This is a genomic window from Kribbella sp. VKM Ac-2571, from assembly GCF_004362255.1.
Taxonomy (GTDB): domain Bacteria; phylum Actinomycetota; class Actinomycetes; order Propionibacteriales; family Kribbellaceae; genus Kribbella; species Kribbella pratensis.
In genome coordinates this window covers 21,616-48,432 of the sequence record NZ_SNWS01000024.1, presented here as the reverse complement: position 1 = coordinate 48,432, position 26,817 = coordinate 21,616, and the positions used below count along the sequence as shown (strand labels likewise).

Genomic DNA, 26,817 nt, shown 5'->3' with positions numbered 1-26,817 from the left:
ACAACCGCTTCCCACACTACGGAACAGGTTTCAACACCGGTCAACCCACTAGTTCTAACGGATCGGTCTCGGTCGCCGTCGCGCCGAAGTCGGGGGCACGCCGGTGTGGCGGGGGCGGTGAACAGGTTATTGCCTGTGCAGCGGGACCGGTTCCTGTCCACGGCCCCGGGTGATGACACGGGTCAGTCGTCGTCCGTGTCGAAGTCGGGGTCGATCTGTTCGGGGGACAGGGCCAGGACGTCGGCCAGCTCCAGGACGAGGGCAGAGCGGACCAGCCACGACAGGCCGGCGCCGGAGCGTTCGGCGCGGAGTTCGATCGGGCGCCGGAAGACCACGATCCGGTACGGCTCGTGCGACGTACCGCCGGTGGCGTGCGTGAGCGGGATCTCGGTGGCGTCCAGGTCCAGGTTCGGCACGTCCTCGATGGCGAACTCGACCCGCGCGACCACCTGCGGCAGCCGTTTCTCCAGTCGGGTCACCTCGATCGCGACCACCTCGTCGAACTGCGCGGCGGCGGACCGCTGCAGCGGCAGACCACGCGGCGCGAACGTGCTCGGCCGGCTGATCGGGCCGAGCATGCCACGCCCGTGGCGGTCGATGTGCCTGCGATGACGGCGAGCCTCGGTCACGCGCTCAGCCTAGTGGGCGTAATGTCTGGTCGTGAGCATCGCCAGGATCTGTTCGCGCGCCGGATGTCAGAAGCCTGCCGTATCGACGCTCACCTACGTCTACGCGGACTCGACCTGTGTCCTCGGTCCACTCGCGACGTACGCCGAGCCGCACTGTTACGACCTGTGCGCCGACCACGCCGACCGCCTCACCGCTCCGAACGGCTGGGAGGTCATCCGGCTCGCTCCGGACCCCGCTGCCGCAGGCCCGTCCTCCGACGACCTGGAAGCCCTGGCGAACGCGGTCCGCGAGGCAGCGCGCCCCCTCCCCCGCCGCGAGCCCGGTGCCGGTACGCCGGGAGCCCCGGTCGAGGTAGCCCGCCGCGGCCACCTCCGCATGCTGCAGGACCCCGGCGCCAACACCAACGAGGGCTGACTAGCGCAGCGCTGCGGTGACGTCCGGTTGGGCGCCGAGCTGCGCGCGGAACACCAGCGACGTCGTCAACGGCCAGGCGGCCACCTGCGGTACGTCGTCCTCGGCCGGCTTCGCCGCGGGCATCAGCGTGACGCCAGCGACCACAGTCCCTCGCGTCTGCTGCACCATCAGGTACGTCGGCCGCGGCTGCGCCGGGAACGAGATCTGTGCGGTCGCACCACCGACCACGTCCAGCGCCCGCGTGGTCAGCACCCGGTCCGCCGCGTCCCGTAGCTCGAACTTCACGCTGCCGGTCTTCCCCGGCGCGGTCACCTGCAGCATCGCCGGTTGCTTGTGCGCCGGGATGACCAGGTACGCCGGTCCGGTCAGCGCCTCCGCCGACCCGAGCGACGAGAACTCGGTCCGGCTCGCATCCGTGGACCGCACCGAGGCGGTCACCGGCTGATCCGAGGTCACGGTGATCGCGCTGGCGTCACCGTGCAGCACCGAGTCGAGCATGAACGTCTTCACCGAGCCGGCCGCGATCTGCACGGTCTCCAGCCCGGCCGGCTTGAACGGCCCGTTCGGCCCGTTCACGGTCAGGCTCGCCGTCGCCTGCAGGTCGGTCGGGTTCGCGACCGACAGGATCCGCAGACCGGCACCGGGAGCCACCGCGGGCACGAACACCTTGGTCGCGGGGGCCGCTGCGGTGTTCAGCCAGTCCACGCCACCCGGCTGACTGCCGTTCGACTGATTGGACCGGACGGCGGCCGCTACCCGGCCACCTGTCGACTCCACGTGCAAGGCGATGTCACGCAGGTTCGGAGCAACCTGTTTGAGGAACAGCTCGGCCGTGCCGAGTGCCGGGACCACAATCCCCCGGGCCGCAGGCAGGTCCTGCGCACCGGTCCGCGCGTACACACTGACGTTCACTTCCGCGTTGACGCTGTCCAGGTTGGTCAGCACCAGCACGTCCCGCCGGTCGCTCGCGCCGGAGGCTCCGACGAACCAGAAGTCCGAACCGGGCACCTGACACGGCACGCTGGCCATGCCGCGGTTCACGCCCTCCTGCGCGGTCGTCGTACTCGTGCCGACCGTCCCCGCGGCCAGCGGTCCGGTGCCCTTGATGGACAGCGGCTCCGGCTTCACGACCACGGCACTCGAACCGATCGTTCCGCGCTTCAGCAGCGATCCGACCGGGTCCGACGTGGCGGGCAGCGGAGCGATCGTCAACGGCTCGGCGGCCCCTGGCGCGGTCGGCGTACCTTCGGGCAGCGTCGGTGCCACTCCGTTGACCACGCTGGTCATCTTGCCGCCGGGAGACAGCGCCGGGCACGACAGCGCCGTACGGTTCACCACTGTGCGGGCCGGCTCGGTGACGGCGGCCTGTGCGCGGGTGTCGGCCTTCCCGGGGTGGGTGACCACACCGATCCCTGCCAGCGCGGCCATGGCAACGACGACGGCTCCGATCCGGAGACGCGGGTCGGACAGCAACCGGGTCACCGCTCCCTCCTCGCGTGAGTGCCCTGCGGTACGGCGACGGTGCGGCGCACCGTCGGCAGACAGAAGATCAATGCGAGGATCCAGCCGATCAGACCGAGGACGCGCCAGACCGTGTGGGTCTGGTCGACCAGCGGCGTCTGGCCCTTGACCTTCGACCGGTCGACCAGCCACGAGGCGTCGCCGTCGTTCGCACTGGCCCTGGTGAGGCCCGGCAGCGAGTCGAGCGTCGACTGCAGCGTCGGGTCCACCGGACCGGGCAGGTACACGTAGTCGATCGCGAGACCGGCCAACTGCCGGCCTTCCTCACCGCTACCGCCACCACCGAGGGTCGACAGGACATCCGTGAGTGGTTTGGTCTGTGCCGCGGTCGGCGCCGCCTCGAGCGCTCCCATCCGCGGTCCGCCGTTCTTGACCAGCGAGAACCGCATCTGGCCTTCCGGCGCCTTCCGCACCACCAGGATCGACTGGTTGTCCGGCGGATCCTGCGAAGCGACCAGGTACGCCGGAAGGTCCTGCGCGGGACCACGCCACAACGGACCGTCGGTCCCTCGCACCAGCCAGAAGCCGGCCGTCACCACGGTCGTCAGCAACACGATCCCGAGCACGCCCTGGACGATGATCTCGGTGGACTTGCCGACCGAGTCCCAGGCGACCGCCACGGTGATGATCCAGCCGGCAGTCATGAGGAACATCAGCGGCCCGCTGCCACCGCCGAGCCGGCTGGCAACCAGCGTCGCGGCCAGACCGGCCAGCGCGGCGAACCAACCGACCAGCTCGTACCGCTGCCGCGACTGACGCAGCAGACTGACCAGAGCCACCAGAATCAGCGGTACGACAAACCACCACGGCACCGGCGCACCGACCGGCGTACCTGTCAGCAGATGCGGCAGGCTGTCGCCCGGACCGATCGCAGCGGTCGGCGGGCCGCCCGCCTCCTGCCCCAGCTTCGAGGGGTGCTGCACCAGCTCCAGCGTCCACGGCAGCACGAGCAGCAGGCCAAGCACGACCGAGAAGACCAGCTGGCGTCCCTGCCGCCGCCAGCCCAGCCCCAGCACCGCGCCGAGGACCAGGATGACGCTGACCAGAAGAGCCAGTGCCGGCGTGAACGCGAACAGCACCGCCAGACAGATCCCCGCGAACCACGCGGCCCGCCAACTGCCCTGAACAACCACGCGCCGCCGTCGGGCAACGGTGTGGACAGCGGCACCGAGCAGGGGCAGCACGATCGCCGCCACACACGTCCCGATCCGCCCCTGCGTGATCGCACCGTTCGTGAAAACAGCCAGCCCGTACGCCGATGCACCCCAGGCCCGCGCGACGCGGTCGACGACGAACGCCCGCAGCAACGCCCACGCGGCCAGACCGGCCAGTGGTACCGCGCCGAGCAGCAGAACGTTCACCGCACCGGTAGGACCGAACATGACCGTCGAGAACGCCCAGAACTGCGCCAGCCAAGCAGGTGGCGTCACGCCCGGCGGAGCCGACGCAGCTGCGTGCCACAACGCCGCAAGGTTCTCCTGCGCGGGCAGCAACAAGTTGGACCGAAGTACGCCGCCGCCGATCAGATCGCGCGCCGCGATCAGCGCACCGATCGCCAGCACGACCCATGCGATCAGGAACGGCCGCCGGATCAGCTGACGCCGCCACCTCGGCTGGTCGACCGCTACACGGGCAGTGGACTTGGCTCGCCGGGCGGTGGTGACGACTTGTTCTTCCGGCTCGTCCGCCCAGGCTTCGCGGATCCGCTCGGAGATCGTGCTGGTCGTCTCCTCCAGGTTGTGCCGCAGTGCGTGCACGGACCGGGAGAACAGTCCCTTGATGTCGTCGTACGGCACCTGGTCGAGACTTCGGCGGTTCTTGCGTGCTTGCGTCCAGCCACCGGCCAGGAGGGTGCCGAGCAACGCGGTCCACTCGTCGACGGCGCCGGACGGTGTCTTGCCGAGCAGGAACCAGATCGACCGCATCACGGTGCCGAGCAGGAACCGCAGGATCAGCAGCGGAAGCAGTTTGCCGGGAGCATTCGCGAGAACCGTGTAGTACGCATGGGCGCGGTCGAGCTGGTACGCGTGCCGACGGGTGCCGGCGAGTGCTCGCTCGCCGGTCGCCGCGGCCTGCGCGTGGTAGACGACCGCGTCGGGTGCGACCCCGACCTGGTAGCCGGCGCGGCTGGCGCGCCAGCCGAAGTCGATGTCGTCGCGGAACATCGGCAGCCGCGGGTCGAAACCGTGCAGTGCCTCCCAGACGTCGCGGCGTACCAGCATGCCGGCCGAGCTGACCGCGAGGACGTTCCGCGGCTGGTCGTGCTGGCCCTGGTCCAGCTCGCCGTTCTCGATGCCGGTGTCGCGGCGGCCGCCGAGTGACGTGGTGACGCCGACCTCGAGCAGTTCCCGGTCCCGCGGCCAGAGCCGCAGCTTCGGGCCCCAGACACCGGTATTCGGCGACATAGTGGCCTGGAGCAACAATTTCTCCAGGGCCTTCGGCGCCGGTGCGCAGTCGTCGTGGAGCAGCCAGAGCCACTCCACCACAGGCATGTGGCCGTCGTCGCCGTACGGACCGACGGCACTCGGGATCGGCGCGAAACCGTGCGTCTCGAGACCGCGGGCCACCGCCATCCCGAAGCCGGTCCGCGCAGAGACGCTGACGACCGGCTCCACGCCGGGCATCGCGGCGAGCAGTTCGGCGGTTTCGTCGGTGGATCCGGTGTCGACCGCGATCAGCCGGTCCGGGCGCGGGTTGAGCGCCCACAACGCCTCGGACAGCCGCGGCAGCCAGGCCGCGCCCTCATGCCCGACCACCACCGCGGTGACGACATGCCGGACCCGCGGACGACCCATCGGGTCGTCGATGTGATCGGTCGGGAAGTCGACGGAGTCGAAGAATTCCCAGCCGGCCGGGGCTTCTTGTTCCATGCGGAGCTGTGACACCTCGATGCTTGCGGACGGTCACCGTGACCGCAGTCCCGGCGAGCACTCACCATACAGCCGCCGTCGCAACGTCCATATCCAACTCCCCCGCCCCACCGCCCCGGTCGGGAAAGCCGCGGGCTCAGGTCGGGAAAGCCGCGGGCCCCGGGGGTGATCACCCCGGGGCCTCGCGGAAGTCCTACGTGAAGTTGTTCGCTGCGGTCGGGCCGTCAGACGGCCTTCTTCTTCAGCTTGCGGCGTTCCCGTTCCGACAGGCCGCCCCAGATCCCGAAGCGCTCGTCGTTCTGCAGCGCGTACTCGAGGCACTCGCCCCGGACGTCGCAACCGAGGCACACTTTCTTGGCCTCGCGGGTGGAACCGCCCTTCTCCGGGAAGAAAGCCTCTGGATCGGTCTGGGCGCACAACGCCCTTTCCTGCCAGTTCGGCTCCTCCTCGATCGCCTCACCGTCGACAATCGCCATCAGCTCTGTCACGGTACGACCTCCTCGACCCTGTTCGTTCCCCTGTACATGTGGGTTTGCGGTCCACATGCCTGACCTCGTCCGTCCTGCGCTCTGCAACGGTCCCCGATACCGAGTGTCCTAACGAACGACACGGTTGAAATTACATTCCTGCAATCCACGAAAGTCAAGCCGTGCTCTGCTATTGGGATCATCCGCAACATGGCCGCAAAAGAACGAGAGGCCTGTAGATACAGGCCTCTCGCGCTGTGTACCCGGGCTCAAACCCCGTTGTTCCCGGATTTTTCCCGCAGGTTCGGTAAGGGCTTGCTGTCCCTTGCTGGCACAGAACCGCCCTTGCTGTTACCTGATCAGGAAGGCTGCGACCACCAACCCTGCTGGCCCTGGCCCTGCTGGTTCGGGTCGTTCTTGTCCGACTCGGCCCGCGGGTCGATCCGGGTCTCGTCGGCGGCCTCGGCCTGCGGTGCCGGGTCGGCAGCACCCGGCTGCTGCTCGGCGGCCGGGGTCTCCTCGGCCTGCCAGGCCTGCTCCTGCTGCCATGTTTGCTGAGCCTGCTGGGCCTCCGCCGGCTGCTGGCTACCCTCGACAGCGCCGTGCTCCTGCTGGCCCCACTCCTGGCCGGCCGGAGTCTGCTGGCCGTACTCCTGAGCGCCCCACTGCTGCTGGCCGGCGTCAGCGCCGCGCCACTGCTGCTCCTGTGGCCACTGCTGCGCCGGCTGGGCCTGGTCCTGGCCGCCCCACTGCTGCTGGCCTTCGGAGTTCCACGGCTGCGTCGGCTCGGCGCTCTGGCCCTCTGCGGGCCACGCCTGCTCGGCACCCGGCTGACCGGCGTGCTGCGCGGAGTGTTGACCGGCCTGCTGGGCCTCGGCCTCACTGGCCGACCAGTTCTGCTGCTCGCCCTGGTTCCAGCCCTGCTCCTGCGGCCACTGCTGGGCCTGGTCCTGGCCCGCGACATAGCCACCTGCGGCACCGACAGCACCGGCACCACCAGCAGCGGCGTAACCGCCGTACTGCTGACCCTGGTCGTACTGGCCGCCGAACTGGCCCTGCTGACCCTGGTCGTAACCCTGCTGGGCGAAGCCCTGCTGCTGACCGTACGGCGCTGTCTGGCCGTACTGCTGACCCGGCTGACCCTGCTGGAACTGACCCGGCTTCGGCGCACGCACCGGCGCGGGGAGTGCCTGGAAGGTCTTCAGGACGTAGAAGCCGACGGCGGCGTACAGCGCGAGGCCGGCGAGCACCATGAGGAAGCTGAAGATCTTCAGACCAGCGGTGCCGTTGTCGTTGAAGCCGGCGAACCCCGCGATCAGGAGGATCAGCGCGGTCACGCCCGTGATGACGAGTGCGGCCAGCGCGACGATCCGCGCATTCGGGGTCCGCTCACCTTCGTTCACCAGCCACACCGCGCCGACCAGGGCGACGGCGCTCACCAGCCCGGCGAGGCCGAGCTGGCCGCCGAACGGGATGAGCAGGTTCGACACGTAGGTGGAAGCGGAGACGAAACCCGCTCCGCCGACGAACAGCCGGATCAACGCGGCCAGCGCGAGCAGGCCGGAGTATGCGAGCAGGATGTACGCGACCGGCTCTCTGAGCTTCTTGGTTGCGTCGGTGACCACGAGGGCTCCTCGGATGTTGGGGGGCCGTACAACTGAGCTGTGCGGATGTGATGACCCTCCGCAGCATAGTCGTGCGGTGGTCCGCCGCATTGACGACTCGGGCAGACTCTTCCCATGCGATTGACAGTGCTGGCCGGCGGCATCGGCGGCTCCACCTTCCTGCTCGGGCTCCTGAAGGCCCGTCCGGACGCCGAGATCACCGTCGTGGGGAACACCGCGGACGACATCACCCTGTTCGGGCTGCGGGTCTGTCCGGACCTCGACACCGTGATGTACACGCTCGGCGGTGGCATCTCCCAGGAGCGTAAGTGGGGCCGCGAGGACGAGACCTGGGTGATCAAGGAGGAACTCGCGGCGTACGGCGTGGAACCGACCTGGTTCGGGCTCGGCGACCGCGACGTGGCGACGCATCTGGTGCGCACCCAGATGCTGGACGCCGGCTACACGCTCAGTGCGGTCACCGAGGCGCTGTCCACCCGCTGGAAGCTGCCGGTCAGGCTGCTGCCGATGAGTGACGACCGGATCGAGACCCACGTCGTGGTGGACGACCCGGAGCAGCCCGGGCGGCGCAAGGCCATTCACTTCCAGGAGTACTGGGTCCGTTACCAGGCCGGGATCCCCGCGCACCAGATCATTGCCGTCGGCCAGGACAAGGCCAAGCCCGCACCCGGCGTACTCGAGGCGATCGCGGACTGCGACGTACTGATCGTGCCGCCGTCCAACCCGGTGGTCTCCGTCGGCACGATCCTCGGCGTCCCCGGGATCCGGGACGCGGTCCGGGAGACGAAGGCCCCGGTCATCGGGTTGTCGCCGATCATCGGCACGGGTCCGGTCCGCGGCATGGCGGACAAGGTGCTGGCCACCGTCGGTGTCGCGTCCACCGCGTCGGCCGTGGCCCGGTACTACGGTTCCCGCGCCTCCGGCGGCGTACTGGACGGCTGGCTGATCGACTCCTCCGACGCGATCCAGGCGGACTCGATCGCCGGGGCCGGAATTCACGTGCAGGCGGTGCCGTTGTGGATGACGGACGAGACCAAGACCGCCGCGATGGCTGACGCGGCCCTGACCCTCGCGGAGGCCGTGCGGCGATGAGGAAGCACCTGGAGATCTTCCCGGTGACCGGACTGCCCGAGGTGGCGGCCGGTGACGACCTGGCCGCGTTGATCGCCGAAGGCACGGACCTGCGCGACGGCGACGTCGTCTCGGTGACGTCGAAGATCGTCAGCAAGGCGGAGGGCCGGCTGACGTACGGCACCCGCCAGGAGGCGATCGACGCCGAACTCGTGCGGGTCGTCGCGCAGCGCGGTGAGACGCGGATCGTGCAGACCCGGCACGGCCTGGTGATGGCCGCGGCGGGGACCGACACGTCCAACACGGCGCCCGGGTCGGTCCTGCTGCTCCCGGTCGACCCCGACGCATCGGCCCGCGACCTGCGGACCGCTTTGAAGCAGCGGTACGACGTCAATGTCGGCATCGTCGTCACGGACACGCTCGGCCGCCCGTGGCGCAACGGTCAGACCGACCTGGCGATCGGGGCCGCCGGCGTCCGCGTCATGGAGGATCTGCGGGGTACGACGGACAGCCACGGCAACGTCCTCGCGGTGACCGAGCCGGCGCTCGCCGACGAGATCGCGGGTGCCAGCGAACTGGTCAAGGGCAAGGCGGACGGCGTGCCGGTCGCCGTACTGCGCGGCCTGGACGACGCCGTACTGCCCGCCGGTGAGCACGGGCCGGGTGCGCGGGCGCTGGTGCGGGACGCCGAGCACGACATGTTCAGCCTGGGAACGCGGGAGGCCGCGCGGGCCGCCGTACTCGACCGGCAACCGCCGGCCGGGCCACGCGAGGCCGATCCGGCGCTGTGGTCCGGACTGCTGGCTGACGTCGACGGTGTCCGCCTCGAGGCGGCTGACAACGGTGTCACGGTGTTCGGTGACGATCCGGTGACCGTCGGCATGGTCGCGGAGCGCCTGGCCGTGCTGCTGCACGCCGAGGGGTACGGCGTGGCGGTGCGTCCGGGACCGGGCAACGAGGCGACGGTCACGTTCGGCTCACGGTCCCGATAGTTTTCTAGGCAACTTCTCAGGGGCACCTCGTACACTGCCTTCGCACGGCGGCGCGGTGGCCGCCCAGATCCGGGAAGACCAACACTGTGGGTAAAGCGTCGTCGCAGAAACAGTCGCGCCGCGAGATGATCGAGAAGATGCAGCGCGAGCAGGCCCGCTCGGACCGCCGCCGCACGATCCTCATCGTGGTGTGCTCCATCGTGGTCGGCCTGGCCATCATCGCCTACCCGGCGATCAAGCTGATCCAGGACTCCCGGACCAAGAACCAGGCCCTGACCGACTTCGGTGTCGCCGCGTCCGCGGCCTCGTGCGACGCGCCCACCAACGACGTGGCCGGCGGTACCCAGGACCACCGGCCCGACGGCGAGAAGATCATGTACGCCGTCTCCCCGCCGTCCTCGGGCCCGCACTACGCGGTCTGGGCGCCGTTCGACAAGAAGTTCTACTCCGACGGCGACCGTCCCCCGGTGGAGAACCTGGTGCACAACCTCGAGCACGGCTACACGATCCTCTGGTACCGCGACACACTGCCGAAGGACCAGATCGACCAGATCGAGAAGATCTCCAAGTCCAAGCTGCCCGACGGCTCGCTCGGCAAGTTCATCGCGGCGCCGTTCAAGGAGACCGACGGCAAGGCGTGGCCGGACGGCAAGAACCTCGCCTTCGCCCACTGGAGCGGCCCGGACTCGGCCCAGAAGTCCTTCGGCCACCGCCAGTTCTGCGGCTCCGTCAGCGGCGAGGCCCTCAAACAGTTCATGGAGAAATACCCAGCCACCGACGCCCAGGAACCCAACGGCGGCTGACCCCAACACCATGCAACCAGAACGCCCCCGAGGAACCCCTCGGGGGCGTTCTGTTGTCAGATGTAGTTCGCGTGGTCGGACTGGACTTGGGCTACCAGGTCTTTTACGCGTTCGCCGTCGGACAGAGGGCAGACCATGGTGACGTCCTGGGTGTGGACGATGATGTGGCTGCGGAGGCCTACGGTGGCGACCAGGTGGTTCGGGTCGTCGGTGACGATGATGTTGTCGTGGGAGTCGAGCAGGCAGCTCAGAGTCACGCTGTCGGTGCGGTTCCCGTTGGGGTCGGCGTCGTACGTGTCGGCGAGCGCGGCCCACGAGCCGACGTCCAGCCAGTGCACGGGCATCGGTACGACGACCACGTCCGCGTCGACCTTGCCCTGGGACGCCGGCTCCATGACCGCGTAGTCGACGCTGATCTTGCGCAGGTTCGGGTAGATCTCCGCGAGGGTCGCCTCCCGCTCCGGGGTGTCCCAGACCGCGGCGACCTCACGCAGCCGCGCGGCCGACTCCGGCAGGAGCGTGTCGAGCACGTTCAGCACCGTGAAGGCCTTCCAGACGAACATCCCGGAGTTCCACCAGAACCGCCCGGTCGCCAGGTACTCCTCGGCCGTCGCCCGGTCGGGCTTCTCCCGGAAGCGGTCCACGACGTACGCCGACGTACCCTCGATCGGCGCGCCACGCTCGATGTACCCGAGCCCGGTGTGCGGATGCGTCGGCTCGATCCCGAACGTCACGAGCGACCGGCCGCGCGCCTCCACCACCTCGAACCCGTGCTCGATCGCCGCCCGGAACTCGTCCTCCGGGCTGATCAGATGGTCCGATCCGACGAACGCGACCACCGCGTCCGGATCGTTGCGTGCAACCACGGCGGACGCGAGACCGACGGCGTTCGCGGTGTCCCGCCGGGCCGGCTCACCGATGATGTTGTGCGGGCCCAGCTCCGGAAGCTCCTTGCGCACCACGTCGGTGATCGCACCGACGGTGCAGACGTAGATGTTCTCCGGAGCGACGAGTCCCAGCAGCCGGTTGTACGCCACCCGTAGCAGCGACTGTCCCGCCGCCAGCGGCAGCACCTGCTTCGGCCTGTCGTCTCTGGACATCGGCCACAACCGCGTCCCTGAACCACCCGCCAGGATCACCACGTTTCGCATGAGGAGAGACCCTACCGGTCGTCACCAGGCGGCATCGGAATCCTGAGGTGCTGCAGATCCGGAGGGATCGGCGAATCCGCGGGCTGCCAGAACAACTCGGCCTCTCCGTCGAGCGCCGTCGCCGGTGCGTCCGTGAGCCGGAAGCGGTCCCGCAACCGCCCGTAGAAGTCCGGCGGACGCAGCCGCACCAGGCGCAGCCGCCGTGGTGATCCGTAGACCCCGATCCAGTCCCCCGGATCGAGTACGCCGCGCAGCTGTCCGTCGATGCTGACCGCGGCCTGCCCCGAGTGCGGCAGCACCCGCAGCGCGATCGGCTCGTCCGGTGCCGCGACGACCGTGCGGTTGAAGGTCATGTGCGGTGCGACCGGAGTGAACACGATCGCCTCGGTGTTCGGCGACAGGATCGGCCCGCCGGCGGCGAAGCTGTACGCCGTCGACCCGGTCGGTGTCGCGACGATCACCGCGTCGGCGGAGTACGACGCCAGCAGCCGGCCCGACAGGTACACGCCGAGCGCCACCTGGTGATCGCGCGCGAGCTTCTCCACCACGACGTCGTTCAACGCGGTCACGTCGAGCGCCATCCCCCAGCCGTCGCCCTCGGCCATCTCGTGCCTTACCGGCGGCGGAGGCAACGACGGCCCGTGCCCGTAGCGCAGCAGCGACTCGATCCCGCTCGGGATCTCCAACGGCCGCGACGCCCGCATCGTCAGCGTCATCCGTTCCTCGTACGTCGCTCCGCCGTGATGCACCGCCTCGAGCGCCTCCTCGACGTCCTTGCACGCGACCTCGGTGAGGAAACCGACCTTCCCGAGATCCACTCCGAGGACGGCGGCGTTGTTCTTGGCCGCGATCCGCGCGCCGCGCAGGAACGTCCCGTCACCGCCGAGCGTGACCACCAGATCCGGATCCCCGGCGTGATGCAGCTCGTCGGTCCCGGTACGCCGTTCCTGATGGTCTTTCCAGACGTCGATGTCCGTGCAGCCGATGCCGTGCGCGGTCGCCCACCGGCGGACGGTCTGCGCGGTCTCCACCGCCACCGGCCGCCCCTGATGAACCACCAGCCCAAGCCGCCTGATCGGCACGCCACTCCTCCTCCACAATCTCCCCGCCCCACGGTAGCCCGCCCCACCACCGCGCCCCGCACCCACCGCGCCCGCGCTCCAGCCGGCGGGCGTGGACCCGCGTGGCGGTGGCGTTGAACAGGCTATTTCCTGTACGACCACCCCCAGTGCCTGTGCAACGCCCGACGGCGAGCGGTCCTGCTGGCGGGTCAGGTGGGTGGGGTGGGGTGGGTGGCGGTGATGATGGGGTCGGTTTCGTCGTCGAACTCGCCGATGACCTCTTCCAGGAGGTCCTCCAGGGCTACTACGCCGATCGCGGTGTTGCCGCCGCAGACGACGGCCAGTTGGGCGCGTTCGTCGCGCATGGTGCGGATCGCCCTGGCTACCGGGGTGTTGTCGCCTAGTTCGAGGGGCTCGGTCATCAAGTCCGACGCGCGGCTCGTGGTGTCGCCTGCGGTGGTCACGCGGGCGGCGTCGCGGACATGCACGATGCCGCAGATCCCGGTGGACCCGTCGGGACGCGGCCCGACGACCGCGAGGCGGGAGTGACCCTCGCGGCGGCTGGTCAGCTCCACCTCGCGGGCCGACGCGGACGCCGGGACCGTGGACAGCCGGGCGATCGGCGTCATCACCTGGCCGACCGTGGTGTTCTGCAGCGCGAGCATCGCGGTCAGCAGCTCGTGCTCGGGTTGTTCGAGGGTCCCGTGTTCGCGCGAGGACTCGATCAGCAGCCGCAGCTCGTCCGGGCCGTGCGCGTTGGCGATCTCGTTCTGCGGCGTCACGCCGACCAGCCGGACGCACAGGTTCGCGATCCAGTTGAGGACGCTCAGCAGCGGGCGGAAGACGTACGTGAATCCGCGGAACGGCATCGCCAGCACCAGCGCCGCTCGCTCGGGGTTGCTGATCGCCCACGACTTCGGCGCCATCTCGCCGAGCAGGACGTGCAGCAGGCCGATCCCGGCGACGGCGATGATCAGCGCGATCACGTGCCCGACGCCTTCCGGGATGTGCGCCAGCTCGAACAGCGGATGCAGCAGATGCGCGACCGCAGGTTCGCTCAGCGAGCCGAGGCCCAGCGTGCACAACGTGATCCCGAGCTGGGCGCCCGCGAGCATCAGCGACAGCTCGCTGACGCCGGCGATCGCGGCCCGGGCCGAACGGCTTCCGGACGCCGCGGCCTCCTCGAGCCGGTGCCGCTTGGACGCGACCAGCGCGAACTCGGCGGCCACGAAGAACCCGTTCAACGCCAGCAGTACGGCGGAGATGATCAGCGCAAGCGTCGTACTCATGCCGTCCGCTCCATCACGACGATGCCAGGCACCCGGCGCTCGACGGTCTGCACCGTGAGCCGCACGAACTCCGGCGGCACCGGCCGTCCGTCGTGGTCGATCCGGTGCGGAAGCTCGACGACGAGCGAATCACCGACGTCGGGGATCCGGCCGAGCCGCGCCATCACCAGACCGGACACCGTCTCGTAGTCGTCGCTCTCGGGCAGCTGTACGCCGGTCACCTCGGCGACCTCGTCGACCCGTCGTCGAGCAGGCACCACCCAGGTCCCGTCGCCGCCCTGCACCAGACCGGTCTCCGGGAGGTCGTCCTCGTCGCGGATCTCGCCGACCAGCTCCTCGGCGATGTCCTCCAGCGACACGATGCCCGCGAACCCGCCGTACTCGTCGACGACGATGGCGAGTTGCCGGCGCGCGACCCGGAGTCGCTCGAGGACCGCTGGCAACGGGAGGGTCGTGGGTACGGCGACCGGCTGCGACGCCAGCGATCCGACCGCGATCGTCGCGCGATCGGCCGGTTCGAGCTCGACGACCTCGCCGATCGCGACCACGCCGATCACCTCGTCGACCGAGGCCCCGATCACCGGGAACCTGCTGTGCCCGGTGTCCTGCAGCTCGACGACCCGGGTCAGCGGCTCCTCGCGGTGCACGGTGACGACGTCGACCCGCGGGACCATCGCCTCACCCGCGGTCCGGCCGCGGAAGTCGAGGCCGCGGTCCAGCAGCCGCATCGTGTCCTGGTCCAGCAGGCCGTGCTCGTACGACGTCTCGATGATTTTGTCGAGCTCCTGCGCGGTCGCGCCCTGCGGCAGTTCCTCGACCGGCTCGATGCCGACGCGGCGCAGGATCCGGTTCGACGCCGAGTCGAACAGGTGGATCAGCGGGCCGGCGATAGCCAGGTACAGCAGGGTGGAGCGGGCCAGGCGGAGCGCGATCGCCTCGGCCTTCGCAATCGCCAGGTTCTTCGGCGCGAGCTCGCCGAGCACCATCTGGATGATCGTTGCCAGCAGCAAGGCGAGGATCACCGAGACCGACGTACTCACGGCGTCCGGTACGCCGGCCCCGCCGAGCACGTTCTCCAGCCCCGCACCGAGGTACGGCTCGGCGAAGTACCCGGCGAGCAGCGCGGTGATCGTGATGCCGACCTGCGCGCCGGACAGCACGAACGACAGGCGCGCGGTGACCTTCAGCGCTCGTGCGGCAGCCGCGTCCCCGTCCGCGGCCAGTGTCCGCAGGCGGCTCCGGTCGACAGCGACGTACGAGAACTCCTGGGCGACGAAGTAGCCAGTGGCAACGGTCAGCACCAGGATCAGGCCCAGGCCGGCCAGGATCAGCATGGGACGACCTTATGAGAACTCCGGCGACTCCCATAGCGCGGGGTCAGCCCCACTGCCGCAGGGTCTAGCGCGGCTTCCAGGCGACCACCTCGCCGTCGCGGATCAGCTCGCCGTACACGCCCGGATCGACGGCGTCGGCCAGGATCAGGTCGGCGATCGGTACGACGGCCTCGGCCGGCGACTTCGCCTGGCTGAAGTCCTCGAACCAGGGGCGCGACGCGCGGGTGTCGACCAGCCCCGGGCAGACGGACGCAACCAGGGTGTTCTCCGCGAGGTCCCGGTCCCGTCGTTCGGCCGCGACCGCGCGCACCGCGGCGACCTGTGCCACCTTCGACGGGAGGTTGATCCACTCCGGCCAGCCCTGTGCCTGCGCCGTACCGTCGTGGACCGCCGTACGCCACTCCTCCACGACCTTCTCGACGTCCTCCAGCGAGACCTCGTCGAACCGTCCCCACAGGTCCTTCGGCAGTTGCTCCAGCGTCCCCAGCGAACTGGCCACCACGATCAGCCGTCCCCCGGGCCGCAGGATCGGCCCGAACGCCCGCAGCATGTGCTGCGCCCCGAGGTTCGCCACGTCGACGAACTCGTCAACCTGCTCCACGGGCGCCACCCCGGGCTCCAACGGCCCGACCGCGTTGGACACCACGATGTCCACAGCCCCCAGTTCGGCTGCCAGTCGTCGTACGGCCTCCCCGTCGGTCACATCGAGCACGCGCCCTTCGACCCGTGCCCGCCCTTCCACTCGAGCTGCCGCGGCGGCGACCCGCTCCGGGTTCCTGCCCGTGAGCAGGACCAGGTCCTCCGGGTTCATCCGCTGTGCCAGTTCTTCCACCAATGCATATCCGATGCCTTGATTGGCACCGGTCACCAAAGCGATGCGTTGTTCTGTCATGCCTTCAACGTAGGTCCACGACAGGTATGACTCCAACGAAAGTTCAGCACACATGGTATGCGTAGACGTCATGGACTTCACCGACGTCTCGCTGGTCGCCCTGCGCGTGTTCCGGGAGGTCGCCGAACGCGGCACGTTCACGGCCGCGGCCACCGCGCTCGGATACACGCAGTCGGCGGTCTCCCGCCAGATCGCCGGCCTCGAACGCGCCGCCGGCAACCAACTCCTCGAGCGCCGCCGCGAAGGCGTCGCCCTCACCGACGCAGGACAGGTCGTACTGCGGAACGCCGCCGCCGTACTCGACCAGATCGACGCCACCGCCCGCGAACTGGCCGGGCTTCCGGTCACGGGCGGGACCGTGCGGCTGGGCTGGTTCCCGAGCGCGGGCGCGGTCTTGTTGCCACGGGCAATCAGCGCGGTACGTCGTACGCACCCGGCGATCACCGTGACGACCCGGGAAGGATCCACGCCCGCGCTGGTCCGGGCGCTCCGGGCCGGCACGATCGATCTCGCGGTGATCGCGTCCGCTCCGCCGTTCCGGCCGCCGGACGCCGAGTCGCCGGCGTTGAAGCTGGAGACGCTCGCGGAGCGGAGCCTGCGGCTGGCGGTGCCGACCGGACATCCGCTCGCGGCGGCCGACTCGGTAGAGGTCGCGGACCTGCGCGGTCAGCGGTGGATCGCCGGACCGGCGTCGAGCAGCGAGCTGTGGATGGGAGTGTGGCCGGGGCTGGACGAGCGGCCGGTGATCGCGCACACGGTCCGCGACTGGCTCGCGAAACTTCAGTTGGTCGCGGCCGGGGCGGGGCTCACCACGATCTCCGCGTCGATGGCGTCCGCGGTGCCGCCAGGTGTTCGGGTGGTCACGGTCCGGGGCGAGCCGCAGGAATTGCGCCGTACGATCCTCGCCCGGCTGCCCGGGCGGATGACCGAGCCGACAGCGCTACTGGCTGCTGCCCTGCGTGCCGCCGCCCTCGAGGTCAACCCGCCGCTCTGAACCGTCCGCAGGTGCCGGAGCGGGCGCCGGACCGCCGGGGGTCTGCTGCGCCGTGACCTGGGTGGGAGTCTCCTCGTCGCCGTGCCGGGCCTTCTCGAACTCCTTCATCGCGCGGGCCGCGTTCCGGGTCAGCTCTGGGAGTTTCTTGGCGCCGAACAGCAGCACGACGATGACCAGGATGACGATCCATTCGCCGCCTTCGGGCAGCGCGAGCTCTGGCACCATGACAAGCCTTCTTTCCGGTCAATCCCCGTCCAAGGTACGTCGGTCCGCGAAACGTAGGGTGGGCCATATGTCACGAGTCCTGCCCGAGTTGTTCGCGGCCGCGGTCCGCCGGGACGGCGGCGCCCCGTTCCTCACCTACTACGACGACACGACCGGCGAGCGGATCGAGCTCAGCGCGGTCACGACCGCGAACTGGGTCGCGAAGACCGCCAACTTGCTCGTCGACGAATACGACCTGGAGGCCGGCGAAACCGTTGCGATCGGCCTGCCGCCGCACTGGCTCGGCGTGGTCTGGGCGCTGTCCACCTGGTCGGTCGGCGCATCGCTGACGAGCGGCACCGGCACGCTCGCGATCACCGGGCCGGACTTCGCGATCCGCGGCGAGCGCGAGACCGTCGCCTCCGCGCTGCTGCCGCTCGGCGGCCGCTTCCGCGAGCCGCTCCCGGACGGCATCCAGGACTACGGCGCCGAGGTCTACAACCATCCGGACGTGTTCGTCCCGTTCGACCCGCCGACGCCGGCCTCCCCGGCGTACGACGACCTCACCCACGAGGACCTGATCGGTACGGCGGAACCGATCAGCGACCGCATTCTCGTGACCCGCACGCTGACGGACCGCGACGGGCTGGCCCTGCTGGTCGGCGTGATCTCCGGAGGTGGTTCGATCGTGCTCTGCCGCAACCTGGACACCACCAAACTGGAGCGCCGGGTGACGGACGAGAAGGTCGACCGAGTGCTCGACAGCAGGGAGGGGTAGCGTGCGGCGGTTCGAGGGGAAGGTTGCGCTGGTCACGGCGGCGGCGCAGGGTATCGGCTCGGCGGTCGCGCGGCGGCTGGCCGACGAAGGTGCGTCGGTGGTGGTGACCGATCTCCAGGAGGAGAAGGTCACCGAGGTCGCGCAGGAGATCGGCTCGAACGCGCTCGGAATGCGGGTCGATGTGACGAGCCGCGACGACATCGACGCGGCGGTCGCGGCCGCGGTCGAGCGGTTCGGCCGCCTGGACGTCGTGGTGAACAACGCCGGCGGGTGCATCGTGCGATCCGTGCCCGAGGACGCCACCGCCGAGGAGTTCCACGCGCAACTCGACCTCACGCTGGTCGGCGCCTCGCGCTGCATCCAGGCCGCGCTGCCGGAGCTGGTGAAGAACCGCGGCAACGTGGTCACGATCAGCTCGGTGAACGGTATCGCCGCCTTCGGCAACATCGAGTACGCCGCCGCCAAGGCCGGACAAATCGCGATGACGGTCAACTACGCGGCCCGCTACGGCAACCTCGGCGTCCGGTTCAATGTGGTTGCTCCCGGCACCATTCGGACGCCGAACTGGGACAACCAGCCGGACACCCTGGAGAAGTTCGGCAAGATGTACCCACTCGGCCGTATCGGCGAACCCGAGGACATCGCCGCCGCCGTCGCGTTCCTCGCCTCCGACGACGCCTCCTGGATCACCGGCCACACCCTCCCCGTCGAAGGCGGCGTCCTCACCGGTCCCGGCGTCCTCGACCTGACCCCCTCAGGCCCCTTCAAGAAGGAGTACTAGAAGCCGAACGCGCCGACGACCCGCAGAGGCAACCCGGCGACGGCCGCACCGAACCACAGGCCGCGGAACAGCCAGCACCGCCCTCGGTGCCCACGGACGCCCTGCAGCACCAGGCTGCCGATGATCAGCGCGCTCAGGACCGCGAGCAGCACGACGCCGAACACCGTCCAGCCGCCGAGCAGCGAACCCGCCCCGAGCAGCACCCAGAGCAGCCAACCCACGACCGAGGCAGGGCTCCACAGCGCATCGCGCGTCCGCCAGGGCTGCTTCCCGGGCCGCCCGCATCCGCACTCGGCGGGCGCCTCCGGCGGCACGCTCATGGTCTGAACAGCTGCTCGGCCTGTGCCAGCGCGCCGGGATCGCCCGTGATGCGATGCAGGCCGCGAAGAGCATGCGCCTGTTCGAGTTTGTTGCCGAAGGCACCCCAGTCCGCGGCGGCGCGCGCGAACCCGGCGGCCGCGCTCTCGGTGTCACCGCGGTGTTCGGCGAGCAGCGCCTGGGCAGTCGTCGCCGAGTACTCGCGCATCGGCAGCACCGGCTCCACGAAGTCCGCGAGCACGGCCGCGGCGTCGGCGTGGCCCACGGCGAGCGCCGCCCGCACCAGCGACGGCAGCCGGGCATCGAACTCGAGGCTGCCGCGCAGGTCGGACAGCGACGCGAGCATCTGGAGGATCTCCAGTACGCCGTCCTGGTCGCCGGCCCGCGCCCGCGTGGTCGCCGCGGGAGACCCCGCGATGGCGATCAAGTCCGGCCAGCCCGTGTCCACCGCCAGCCGGAACGCCTCTTCGGCGGGATCACCCGCATCCGGAAGGCCGGACTCGACTTCCGCCACTGCGAGCGCCGACAGGACCTCGATCCGCCGCAAGGTGGTGAAGGCAGGCCCGGGATGTTCGAGCTGACCACGGCATGCCGCGACGGCCTCGGCCGTCCGGCCGGTCTCGATCAGCAACTGCAGGACGGTACAGCCGATCTGCTGCTCCATCTCGGCCAGCCGGCGCCGGGCGGAGAACTCGCGAGCGGTGTCGAGTTCGCCCAGCGCGACCACCGGTCCCTCGATCTGCCAGAGCACCCAGCCGTAGTTCAGCCAGATCACCGCCGCGTCGCGCCCCTGCCCGAGCTCGAGCATCGCGGCCAGCGCCTCTTTGATGTCGACCAGCCCGCCGGTGTCGCCCTGAGCGACGCGGGCGAGGCCGCGAGACTCCAGGGCGCGGTGCGGTACGGCGTACCCCTGCTCGGCGGCGATCCGCAGCGCCCGGTTCGCCGAGTAGATCGCGTCCTCACGACGGCTCGCGACCACCCGGATGCTCGCCTGACCGGACAGCAACTGGACCAGGTCCTCGCTCGGCCCGAGCTCCTCGAGCATCGCGACCGCCCGGTCGACCGTCGCCAGACTCTCCTCCATACTGCTCTGCCCGTACGTCGACGCACGCAGGGCGCGGGCGAGCCCGCGGATGTCGCCGATCGCCTCGAACCCGGCGATCGCCTCGCGGTAAGCGGTGTTGGCCTCACCGAGCCGGCCGGCCAGGAAGGCCGCCCAGCCCCAGCGTGTGAGGACCGCCGGACGCTCCGGGTCCCCGGCCGGGGTGAGCTCGAGCGCGCGGTCCAGCAGGGCGATCGCCTCGCGGGTATCGAGGTTCATCGCCAGCTCCGCGGCCATCAGCTGGTACTTACGCGCCCGGGGAGCGATCGCCGCGACCGCGTCCGTGTCGCCCAGCGCGGCGGCAAGGTCCAATGCCGTGCTGAGGTGGTACGCGATCAGGTTCGGCGTCTCGGCCTGGCAGGCGGCGCAGCGCAGCTCGAGCCAGTCGGCGGCCGCGAGGTGCCGAGCTGACCGGGCCGCGCGCGGCACCTGGCTGTAGGCGACGTCGCGGGTCAGTGCATGCCAGAAGGTGTATTCGTGCTGCCCCAGCATCGACGACCGCCGGACCGGCCGCACCAGCTCCTTGCGGGCCAGCTCCTGCAGTGCTTGGACGACCTCCGCCGGGTCGCGGTCGGACAAGGCGGCGACGGCTTCGGCCCAGAACACCCGGCCGACGACGGCGGCATCCGCGAGCAGTGCCTTGCGATCGGGTTCCAGCGTGTCCAGCCGAGCCGCGATCAGCGCGGCGATTCCCGCCGGTAGCTCGGCCGAGGTGGCTTGGTCCGGGCCGCAGTCGGTCACGATCCGGGCGAGTTCTTCGGCGTACAAGGGGTTGCCGTCGGCACGGCGTACCAGGCGCCGGCGGATCTCCTCCGGCACCTCCTGACCGGCGAACATCCCGGTGAGGAGTTGATCGGTCTCGTCCGCCGTCAGCGGCGAGAGGCCGAGGGTGAGGGCGTTCTGCACCCCGCGGGTCCACTGCGGTCCGCGTTCGAGCAGCTCGGGGCGGGCCGTGACCACGACGAGCATCGGCAGATCGGTCAGCCACTCGGCCAGGTGATCGATGAAGGCGAGCATCGCGTCCGTCGCCCAGTGCAGATCCTCGAACACCAGCACCACCGGCGACTGCTCGGCGAACGACTCCAGCAGCTGCCGCCAGGCCGCGAACGACTCCTCCTGGGTCGCCGACCCCGGCTGAGCGGACTGGTCGGCGCCGACCAGGGGGCCGACGCGGGCGCGCAACCAGGCACGGTCCGCGCCGTCGGGCACGATCGCGTCGAGCTTGGCCACGGCCTGCGCGGGTGGGTCGGTGTCCAGGATCCCGGCCTGGACCTTGAAGACCTCCGCGATCGGCCCGAACGGCGTCTCGCCGTACGGCAGCGATCGGCCTTCGCGCCAGGTCACGAGCTCCTCGTGCTGATCCAGCCAGGCGCCGAACTCCGCGACCAGGCGGGACTTGCCGATGCCGGGCTCGCCGAGCAGCGTGACGAACTGCGGCACCCGCTCCGCGAGGGCCTTCTCGAACGCCGTGCACAGCATGGTCAGATCGCGCTGCCGGCCGACCATCGGCGTACTGAGGTCGCGGATGACGTCCGTGCCGAACCGTGCCCGCGGCGAGCCGGCCTGCCAGCGTTCGACCGGACGGCCGACTCCCTTGGCCGCAACGGGTTCCAGCGCGTCGTAGCCGAAAACGCGACTCGTCGCCTCGTGGGTACCGCGCCCGACGACGACAGCGCCGATCGGCGCGGAGGACTGCAGGCGGGCCGCGAGGTTGACCACCATGCCGGTGACGAACGGTTCGCCGAGCTCGGGTCGCGCGGTCAGCTGGACGAGCGCCTCACCGGTCTCGATGCCGATCCGGACCTCCAACGGCCCGTCCGGCAACTGCCGCACCGCCTCGAGGATCGCCAGACCGGCCCGGACCGCGCGTTCGGCGTCGTCCTCCCGGGACCGCGGTGCGCCGAAGACGGCCAGGATGGCGTCCCCGGCGAACTTCTCGACCGTCCCGCCGTACCGCTCGACCGTCTGCCGCAGGGTCGAGTGGTACGGCGCCAGCCAGCGCCGGACGTCCTCGGGGTCGGCGGACTCGGACGCGCTGGTGAAGCCGACGAGGTCGCAGAACAGCACCGTGACGACCTTGCGCTCTTCACTCATGGCGCGCCCGCTGCCCCAGATCGGCTCAGCTCTGGGACTCGAGGGAGCGGATCCGGGCGGTCAGGGCCTTGAGCAGGGTCTGGGCGACCTCCGGGTTCTCCTTCACGACCGGCTCGAACGCGAGCGCGGACAGCGCGAACGTGGTCAGCCCGTCCGGCCCGGCCACCACGGTCGCGGAGCGCGGCCGGCCGTCGATCAGCGAGATCTCGCCGAAGTAGTCGCCGACACCCAGCGGCTCCCGCACGACGCCGTTGACCTCCACGGCGGCCGAGCCTTCCAGCACGACCTGCAGGCCGGCGTCGTGGGCGCCCTGCTCGACCACTCGGCTACCGGCCGGAACCTTCAACGTGGTGCCGCGCTCGATCAGGTCGGACAGCGTGTCCTTGGACAGCCCTTCGAAGAGGTCGATCTTCCCCAGGAACTGCGGCAGGCTCTCGTGACTCATGGATCGCACCCCTCGATCGTGCCCGGCACACGGGCAACTCAGTGAACTGCGCCACAGGGTACAGCCGCTCCAGGACCACGCACCACGATGAGGTCCTGTCTGGTAATCCAGCGCCGTAGCGAGGAGGTGCTCGGTGCGGCGAGGTGCCGTGCCGAGTGCCCCGCAGTAGGCGATGGATTGCCAGACAGGACCTAGTTCTTCGGCCAGGCTTCCCAGGCTGTTGCGAACATCTCGTCGACGGAAAACGTGTTCTGCCAGCCGAGGTCCCGGGCCGCCAGGTCGCCGTTGGCCACCACCCGGGACGGGTCGCCGGGGCGGCGCGGGCCCTCGGTCGGGGTGAAGTCGATTCCGGTCACCCGGCGGGCGGCGTCCATGATCTCGCGGACCGACGTACCGGTGCCGCTGCCCAGGTTGTAGACGCGTTCGAGGGTCTTGCCGGACTCGAGCGCGCGGGCGGCCGCGACGTGGGCGCGGGCCAGGTCGGCGACGTGCACGTAGTCCTTGACCGACGTACCGTCCGGGGTCGGGTGGTCGGTGCCGTAGATCTGCGGCACCTTGCCCTGCGTCAGCAGGTCGCAGACGATCGGGAACAGGTTGTACGGCGACGCGTCGTACACCGTCGGGTCACCGGACCCCACCACGTTGAAGTAGCGCAGCGAGGTGTGGTGCAGTTCCGTTGCGGCCGCCTGGTCGCGGAGCAGCCACTCGCCGATCAGCTTCGACTCGCCGTACGGCGACTGCGGGTCGGGCGCGGTGTCCTCGGTGACGACCTCGTCCTTCGGCGTCCCGTAGACACCGGCGCTGGACGAGAACACGAGGTTGCGGATCTCCTTGTCCGCCATCGCTTCGAGCAGCGACACCATCGCGGTCACGTTCTGCGTGTACGTGTGCAGCGGGCGCTGCACCGAGACCCCGGCGTACTTGAACCCCGCGAGATGGACGACGCCCTCGACGCCCTCCAGCGCCTGGCGGACCGCCGTACCGTCCAGCAGGTTCGCCCGCACGAACGGCACCCCGTCCGGGACGAACTCGGCCTTCCCGCTCGACAGGTCGTCGATCACGACCACGTCGATCCCGTCGTTGCGGAAGGCGCGCACCACATGCGCCCCGATGTATCCGGCACCACCAGTCACGAGCCATGTCATGTCTCAGATCCTGCCACCGGACTCTGGCCGGGACCCCGTCAACGGGCCGAACCTGTACCAATCAGCAGACGGTTGCCAGCCAGAAGTAAGCCAGCTCGGTCCACTCCACCTCGGCCGGCGCGACCTGCGCCGCGAACTCCTCCCGCGACGGGAAGTTCTTCAGCACCTCGAACGTGCGCCCGTCCGACAACTGCCGGGTCTGGTACGTGTCGCCGTCGTCCGTCGTCCGGGTGATCGGATAGTTGCTGCCCTCCACGTACCGGTTGTCGGCGAGGATCACGACGCCACCCGGCTCGACCCGATCCTTCAGGCTCGCGGCCCATCGGCGTACGTCGGCACGCGGGACATGCGACCAGAAGAAGCCCGCGAAGATCGCGTCGAAGCGCCCCGGGACCGCACCGAGGTCGTACGCGTCCGCGGTCTGGAACCGTACGTCGGCCGGACCGTAGGACCGCGTCCGCGCGACGGCGAGCGTCTCGTCGTTCAGGTCCGTCGCGACGATCGACGCCGCCGTGGTCGCCAGCACGGTCGTCCAGTAACCGGTGCCGGCGGCAACTTCCAGGACCGAACGCCCCGCGACGAGCGGCGGCAGGAGGGACCGCAGACGAGCCAGGTCCTCCTGCCGCTCCGGCTTGTCGTACACCGCGTCGTACTCACCGGCACGCTTGCGGTAGTAGTCAGCCAAATCGCTCACTTGGCGACCGATCTGACCTTCGGCGTGAGCAGGAACGCGCCGACGTACAGCAGGGCGGCGATGATCAGCAGGCCGTGGAAGCCGATGATCAGGGCCGCGTACTCGAGACAGCCGCCGAGCATCGCGCCGAGCAGGTTCGCGCCGAACGACGCCGTACCGTCGGCGGTGTCGGTGAACCGTTTCGCGAAGATCACGTTCGCCGCGAAGATCGGCAGGAACGCGATCACCACCGCGACCAGCGCCCGCAACCCGACCGGCATCCCGAGCAGCCAGCTGTCCGGGAACACCCACGACAACACGAGCCCGCCGAACAGCACCGCGAACATCACCTTGATCGGTGGTGTCTTGAACCGTCTCGTCACTTCGACCGCCGCGAGCACCGCCACCAGCACGCCGGCGAACACGATCGCGTTCACGACCCACGTCGTACCGAACAGCAACGCGAACCCGGTGATGCTCTTCGTCTCCAGCAACATGAACCCGGCCCCGAGCAGGAACAGGTCCGCGTACGGACGCATCCGCCGGTACGACGAACCGCCGCCTGCGATCCCGACGCCGACGAGACCGGCGACCAGGATCAGTCCGAGTGTGACCAGGTAGAGCGAAGGGATGCGGTCCGTGAACAGGTACAGGAACGGCCGGTTGTCCGTCGCCGGCGGCGGCGTCTCCGCGGTCGCACCGGCCCACTCGGCGGAACAGTTCTGGTCCTGCTCGGTCAGACCGACAGTCACGACCGCCTGCTGCAGACCGTCGCCGATCTTGTCCACGCACGGCTTGTGCCCGAACGCCTGCTGCGCCGTCGAGGCGAGCCGGTCGATCAGCCAGGTCTCGCGGTAGTAGTTGTACATCGCGAACGCGCCACCCGGGTTCAGGTGGTCACGCGCCGACTCGAACGCCTGCTGCGTGAACAGGTAGCTCTCCAGCCGCAGCGAGCTCGCGCCGTTGACCAGCGTCAGCGAGTCCGGCAGCGCCAGCAGAATCAGGTCGTACTTCTTGTCCGTCCGGGACAGGAACGCCCGCCCGTCGTCGATGTGCGAGCTCACCCGCGGGTCCTGGTACGGCCGGTCCGGGTGCAGCGCCTTGCCGAGGTCCCGGATCCGCGGGTCGATCTCGACCGCGTCGACGTGCTGCGCGCCCTTCTTCAGCGCGATCGCCACGTCCGAACCCGAGCCGGCGCCGATGATCAGCACGTTCTTCGGCTGCTTACCGGCCGTCGCCCGCTCGTACGGCAACCCGTACTGCGGCTCCCACTGCAGTCGCGCGTCGGCCGGGATCGCCTGCTGGTGCGGTACGCCGTTCACCGTGATGGTCAGCAGCGGCACACCCTCCCAGGTGTACTGCTTCGTCTGCACCTTGTAGTACGGCGACCAGCTGTTGTCGGCCTTGGTCGACTCCTTGAACAGCACCCCGAGCATCACGAGCAGCGGCGCCAGCACCATCGCGGCGCTCAGCGCGGTAGCGACCGCCCGCCGGCCGGCGCCGGACGACTGTGGGATCATCAGCACCGCGAACACGGCTGTGACGATGAGCCCCCACCAGATCGGCGGAGCGCCCAGGAACGACAGCGCGGTGAACGTGATGATCCCGATCAGCGATCCGACCAGGTCGAAGCGGTACGCCGTCAGCCGCGGAAGCTCCGCGAAACAACGGCCGACCAGCTCCGCGGGACCGGCCAGCACCACGGCCGCCGCGACGAAGATGATCGGCAGGATCACCCAGACCGGCGGGCCGGTGGTGTTCAGGCTGGTGAAGTAGATGACGCTCGACGAGCTGCCGCGGTTGACCGTGACCGGCTTCCACGCGATCACCAGGACCAGCAGGCCCAGCATGATCGGCGAGTAGTACGGCAGCCGTTTCGCGCGGCCGGAGCGCAGTACGCCGATCCCGATCCCGAGGAACGAGCCGAGCAGCACGAAGTTCGAGAAGTAACTCAGATGGACGACGTTGGAACCGGTCCAGCGGATCAGCGCGAGCTCGACGAACAGCATCAGCGCGCTGGACGCGACCAACCGCGTCCGAACTCCGAACGGGCTCGGCCATCCGGTCGTGACGACGTGATCAGTAGCGGAGTCGACTGCCATGCGGGGCGACGTTACCGGATATCGAAGTGCTCTGCGTCACCCCGCACGCATCGTTACTCTC

The 26,817-nt window shown here is 69.8% G+C and carries 24 protein-coding genes; 7 read left to right on the top strand and 17 right to left on the bottom strand.

The features are described from left to right. Window positions 1-182: 182 nt before the first annotated feature. Window positions 183-629, bottom strand: a complete 447-nt coding sequence (locus EV651_RS37405; RefSeq protein ID WP_238157444.1) for a metallopeptidase family protein — start codon at window positions 627-629, stop codon at window positions 183-185. A 31-nt stretch (window positions 630-660) separates the two neighbouring features. Between EV651_RS37405 and EV651_RS37400 the strand changes: the two genes are divergently transcribed. Beyond that, window positions 661-1,044: a DUF3499 domain-containing protein gene (locus tag EV651_RS37400; protein ID WP_130382495.1), complete on the top strand. Its 384-nt coding sequence runs from the start codon at window positions 661-663 to the stop codon at window positions 1,042-1,044. Here EV651_RS37400 and EV651_RS37395 read toward each other — a convergent pair whose 3' ends face one another. The 4 genes from EV651_RS37395 to EV651_RS37380 form a co-directional block, all read right to left on the bottom strand. Then, on the bottom strand, window positions 1,045-2,526 hold the full coding sequence (locus EV651_RS37395) for a DUF5719 family protein (protein WP_133790267.1): 1,482 nt from the start codon (window positions 2,524-2,526) through the stop codon (window positions 1,045-1,047). After that, the gene (locus EV651_RS37390) at window positions 2,523-5,435 is read right to left on the bottom strand and encodes a glycosyltransferase family 2 protein (RefSeq protein ID WP_133790264.1); all 2,913 of its coding nucleotides are present in this window, start codon (window positions 5,433-5,435) and stop codon (window positions 2,523-2,525) included. The genes EV651_RS37395 and EV651_RS37390 overlap by 4 nt, the downstream gene beginning before the upstream one ends. A gap of 224 nt (window positions 5,436-5,659) precedes the next feature. Beyond that, window positions 5,660-5,911, bottom strand: coding sequence for a WhiB family transcriptional regulator (locus EV651_RS37385; protein ID WP_020389877.1), 252 nt, complete (start codon window positions 5,909-5,911; stop codon window positions 5,660-5,662). Window positions 5,912-6,261: 350 nt separating this feature from the next. Further along, complete coding sequence (locus EV651_RS37380) at window positions 6,262-7,527, bottom strand: hypothetical protein (RefSeq protein ID WP_133790262.1); 1,266 nt, start codon at window positions 7,525-7,527, stop codon at window positions 6,262-6,264. A gap of 114 nt (window positions 7,528-7,641) precedes the next feature. Here EV651_RS37380 and cofD point away from each other — a divergent pair, with 114 nt between their 5' ends. From cofD to EV651_RS37365, 3 genes are all read left to right on the top strand, one after another. Continuing rightward, entirely contained in the window at window positions 7,642-8,619 is a 978-nt protein-coding gene (cofD, locus tag EV651_RS37375; RefSeq protein ID WP_133790260.1) for a 2-phospho-L-lactate transferase, read from the top strand. After that, window positions 8,616-9,590 carry a coenzyme F420-0:L-glutamate ligase gene (locus EV651_RS37370; RefSeq protein ID WP_133790258.1) on the top strand — a complete coding sequence of 325 codons (975 nt, stop codon included), beginning with the start codon at window positions 8,616-8,618 and terminating at the stop codon, window positions 9,588-9,590. Before cofD ends, EV651_RS37370 begins: the two co-directional genes overlap by 4 nt. A gap of 125 nt (window positions 9,591-9,715) precedes the next feature. Continuing rightward, window positions 9,716-10,393: a DUF3105 domain-containing protein gene (locus EV651_RS37365; protein ID WP_238157443.1), complete on the top strand. Its 678-nt coding sequence runs from the start codon at window positions 9,716-9,718 to the stop codon at window positions 10,391-10,393. A gap of 56 nt (window positions 10,394-10,449) precedes the next feature. Here the strand turns inward: EV651_RS37365 and EV651_RS37360 are convergent, their stop codons facing one another. The 5 genes from EV651_RS37360 to EV651_RS37340 all read right to left on the bottom strand — a co-directional run bounded on the left by EV651_RS37360 (window position 10,450) and on the right by EV651_RS37340 (window position 16,120). Continuing rightward, window positions 10,450-11,544, bottom strand: coding sequence for a mannose-1-phosphate guanylyltransferase (locus EV651_RS37360; protein ID WP_133790254.1), 1,095 nt, complete (start codon window positions 11,542-11,544; stop codon window positions 10,450-10,452). Between the two features lie 11 nt (window positions 11,545-11,555). After that, a complete protein-coding gene (locus tag EV651_RS37355) occupies window positions 11,556-12,626 on the bottom strand; it encodes an NAD(+)/NADH kinase (protein WP_133790252.1) in 1,071 nt (356 codons plus the stop codon). 188 nt (window positions 12,627-12,814) lie between these two features. Then, entirely contained in the window at window positions 12,815-13,894 is a 1,080-nt protein-coding gene (locus EV651_RS37350; protein WP_133790250.1) for a hemolysin family protein, read from the bottom strand. Next, the gene (locus EV651_RS37345) at window positions 13,891-15,228 is read right to left on the bottom strand and encodes a hemolysin family protein (protein ID WP_133790248.1); all 1,338 of its coding nucleotides are present in this window, start codon (window positions 15,226-15,228) and stop codon (window positions 13,891-13,893) included. Before EV651_RS37345 ends, EV651_RS37350 begins: the two co-directional genes overlap by 4 nt. A 64-nt stretch (window positions 15,229-15,292) precedes the next feature. Beyond that, entirely contained in the window at window positions 15,293-16,120 is an 828-nt protein-coding gene (locus EV651_RS37340; protein ID WP_133790247.1) for an SDR family oxidoreductase, read from the bottom strand. Between the two features lie 70 nt (window positions 16,121-16,190). Here EV651_RS37340 and EV651_RS37335 point away from each other — a divergent pair, with 70 nt between their 5' ends. Beyond that, window positions 16,191-17,114 (top strand): LysR family transcriptional regulator, encoded by a 924-nt coding sequence (locus EV651_RS37335; protein WP_133790245.1) that lies wholly within the window; start codon window positions 16,191-16,193, stop codon window positions 17,112-17,114. Here EV651_RS37335 and EV651_RS37330 read toward each other — a convergent pair. Next, on the bottom strand, window positions 17,061-17,339 hold the full coding sequence (locus EV651_RS37330; protein ID WP_133790243.1) for a twin-arginine translocase TatA/TatE family subunit: 279 nt from the start codon (window positions 17,337-17,339) through the stop codon (window positions 17,061-17,063). The two genes, EV651_RS37335 and EV651_RS37330, sit on opposite strands and share 54 nt — an antisense overlap. A 67-nt stretch (window positions 17,340-17,406) precedes the next feature. Here EV651_RS37330 and EV651_RS37325 point away from each other — a divergent pair, with 67 nt between their 5' ends. Together EV651_RS37325 and EV651_RS37320 are read left to right on the top strand one after the other, a co-directional pair. Beyond that, window positions 17,407-18,096 (top strand): TIGR03089 family protein, encoded by a 690-nt coding sequence (locus EV651_RS37325; RefSeq protein ID WP_133790241.1) that lies wholly within the window; start codon window positions 17,407-17,409, stop codon window positions 18,094-18,096. Between the two features lies 1 nt (window position 18,097). Beyond that, window positions 18,098-18,877 carry an SDR family NAD(P)-dependent oxidoreductase gene (locus EV651_RS37320; RefSeq protein WP_133790239.1) on the top strand — a complete coding sequence of 260 codons (780 nt, stop codon included), beginning with the start codon at window positions 18,098-18,100 and terminating at the stop codon, window positions 18,875-18,877. Here the strand turns inward: EV651_RS37320 and EV651_RS37315 are convergent. The 6 genes from EV651_RS37315 to EV651_RS37290 form a co-directional block, all read right to left on the bottom strand. Beyond that, the gene (locus EV651_RS37315) at window positions 18,874-19,197 is read right to left on the bottom strand and encodes a hypothetical protein (RefSeq protein WP_133790237.1); all 324 of its coding nucleotides are present in this window, start codon (window positions 19,195-19,197) and stop codon (window positions 18,874-18,876) included. The genes EV651_RS37320 and EV651_RS37315 overlap by 4 nt on opposite strands. Further along, on the bottom strand, window positions 19,194-22,391 hold the full coding sequence (locus tag EV651_RS37310; RefSeq protein WP_133790235.1) for an adenylate/guanylate cyclase domain-containing protein: 3,198 nt from the start codon (window positions 22,389-22,391) through the stop codon (window positions 19,194-19,196). The genes EV651_RS37315 and EV651_RS37310 overlap by 4 nt, the downstream gene beginning before the upstream one ends. 25 nt (window positions 22,392-22,416) lie before the next feature. Continuing rightward, window positions 22,417-22,836, bottom strand: a complete 420-nt coding sequence (locus tag EV651_RS37305) for a cyclic nucleotide-binding domain-containing protein (protein WP_133790233.1) — start codon at window positions 22,834-22,836, stop codon at window positions 22,417-22,419. A 191-nt stretch (window positions 22,837-23,027) separates the two neighbouring features. After that, complete coding sequence (galE, locus tag EV651_RS37300) at window positions 23,028-23,981, bottom strand: UDP-glucose 4-epimerase GalE (RefSeq protein ID WP_133790231.1); 954 nt, start codon at window positions 23,979-23,981, stop codon at window positions 23,028-23,030. Between the two features lie 61 nt (window positions 23,982-24,042). Then, window positions 24,043-24,675, bottom strand: a complete 633-nt coding sequence (locus EV651_RS37295) for a bifunctional 2-polyprenyl-6-hydroxyphenol methylase/3-demethylubiquinol 3-O-methyltransferase UbiG (protein ID WP_166658920.1) — start codon at window positions 24,673-24,675, stop codon at window positions 24,043-24,045. Continuing rightward, a complete protein-coding gene (locus tag EV651_RS37290; protein WP_133790227.1) occupies window positions 24,672-26,756 on the bottom strand; it encodes a spermidine synthase in 2,085 nt (694 codons plus the stop codon). The genes EV651_RS37295 and EV651_RS37290 overlap by 4 nt, the downstream gene beginning before the upstream one ends. Window positions 26,757-26,817: the final 61 nt, after the last annotated feature.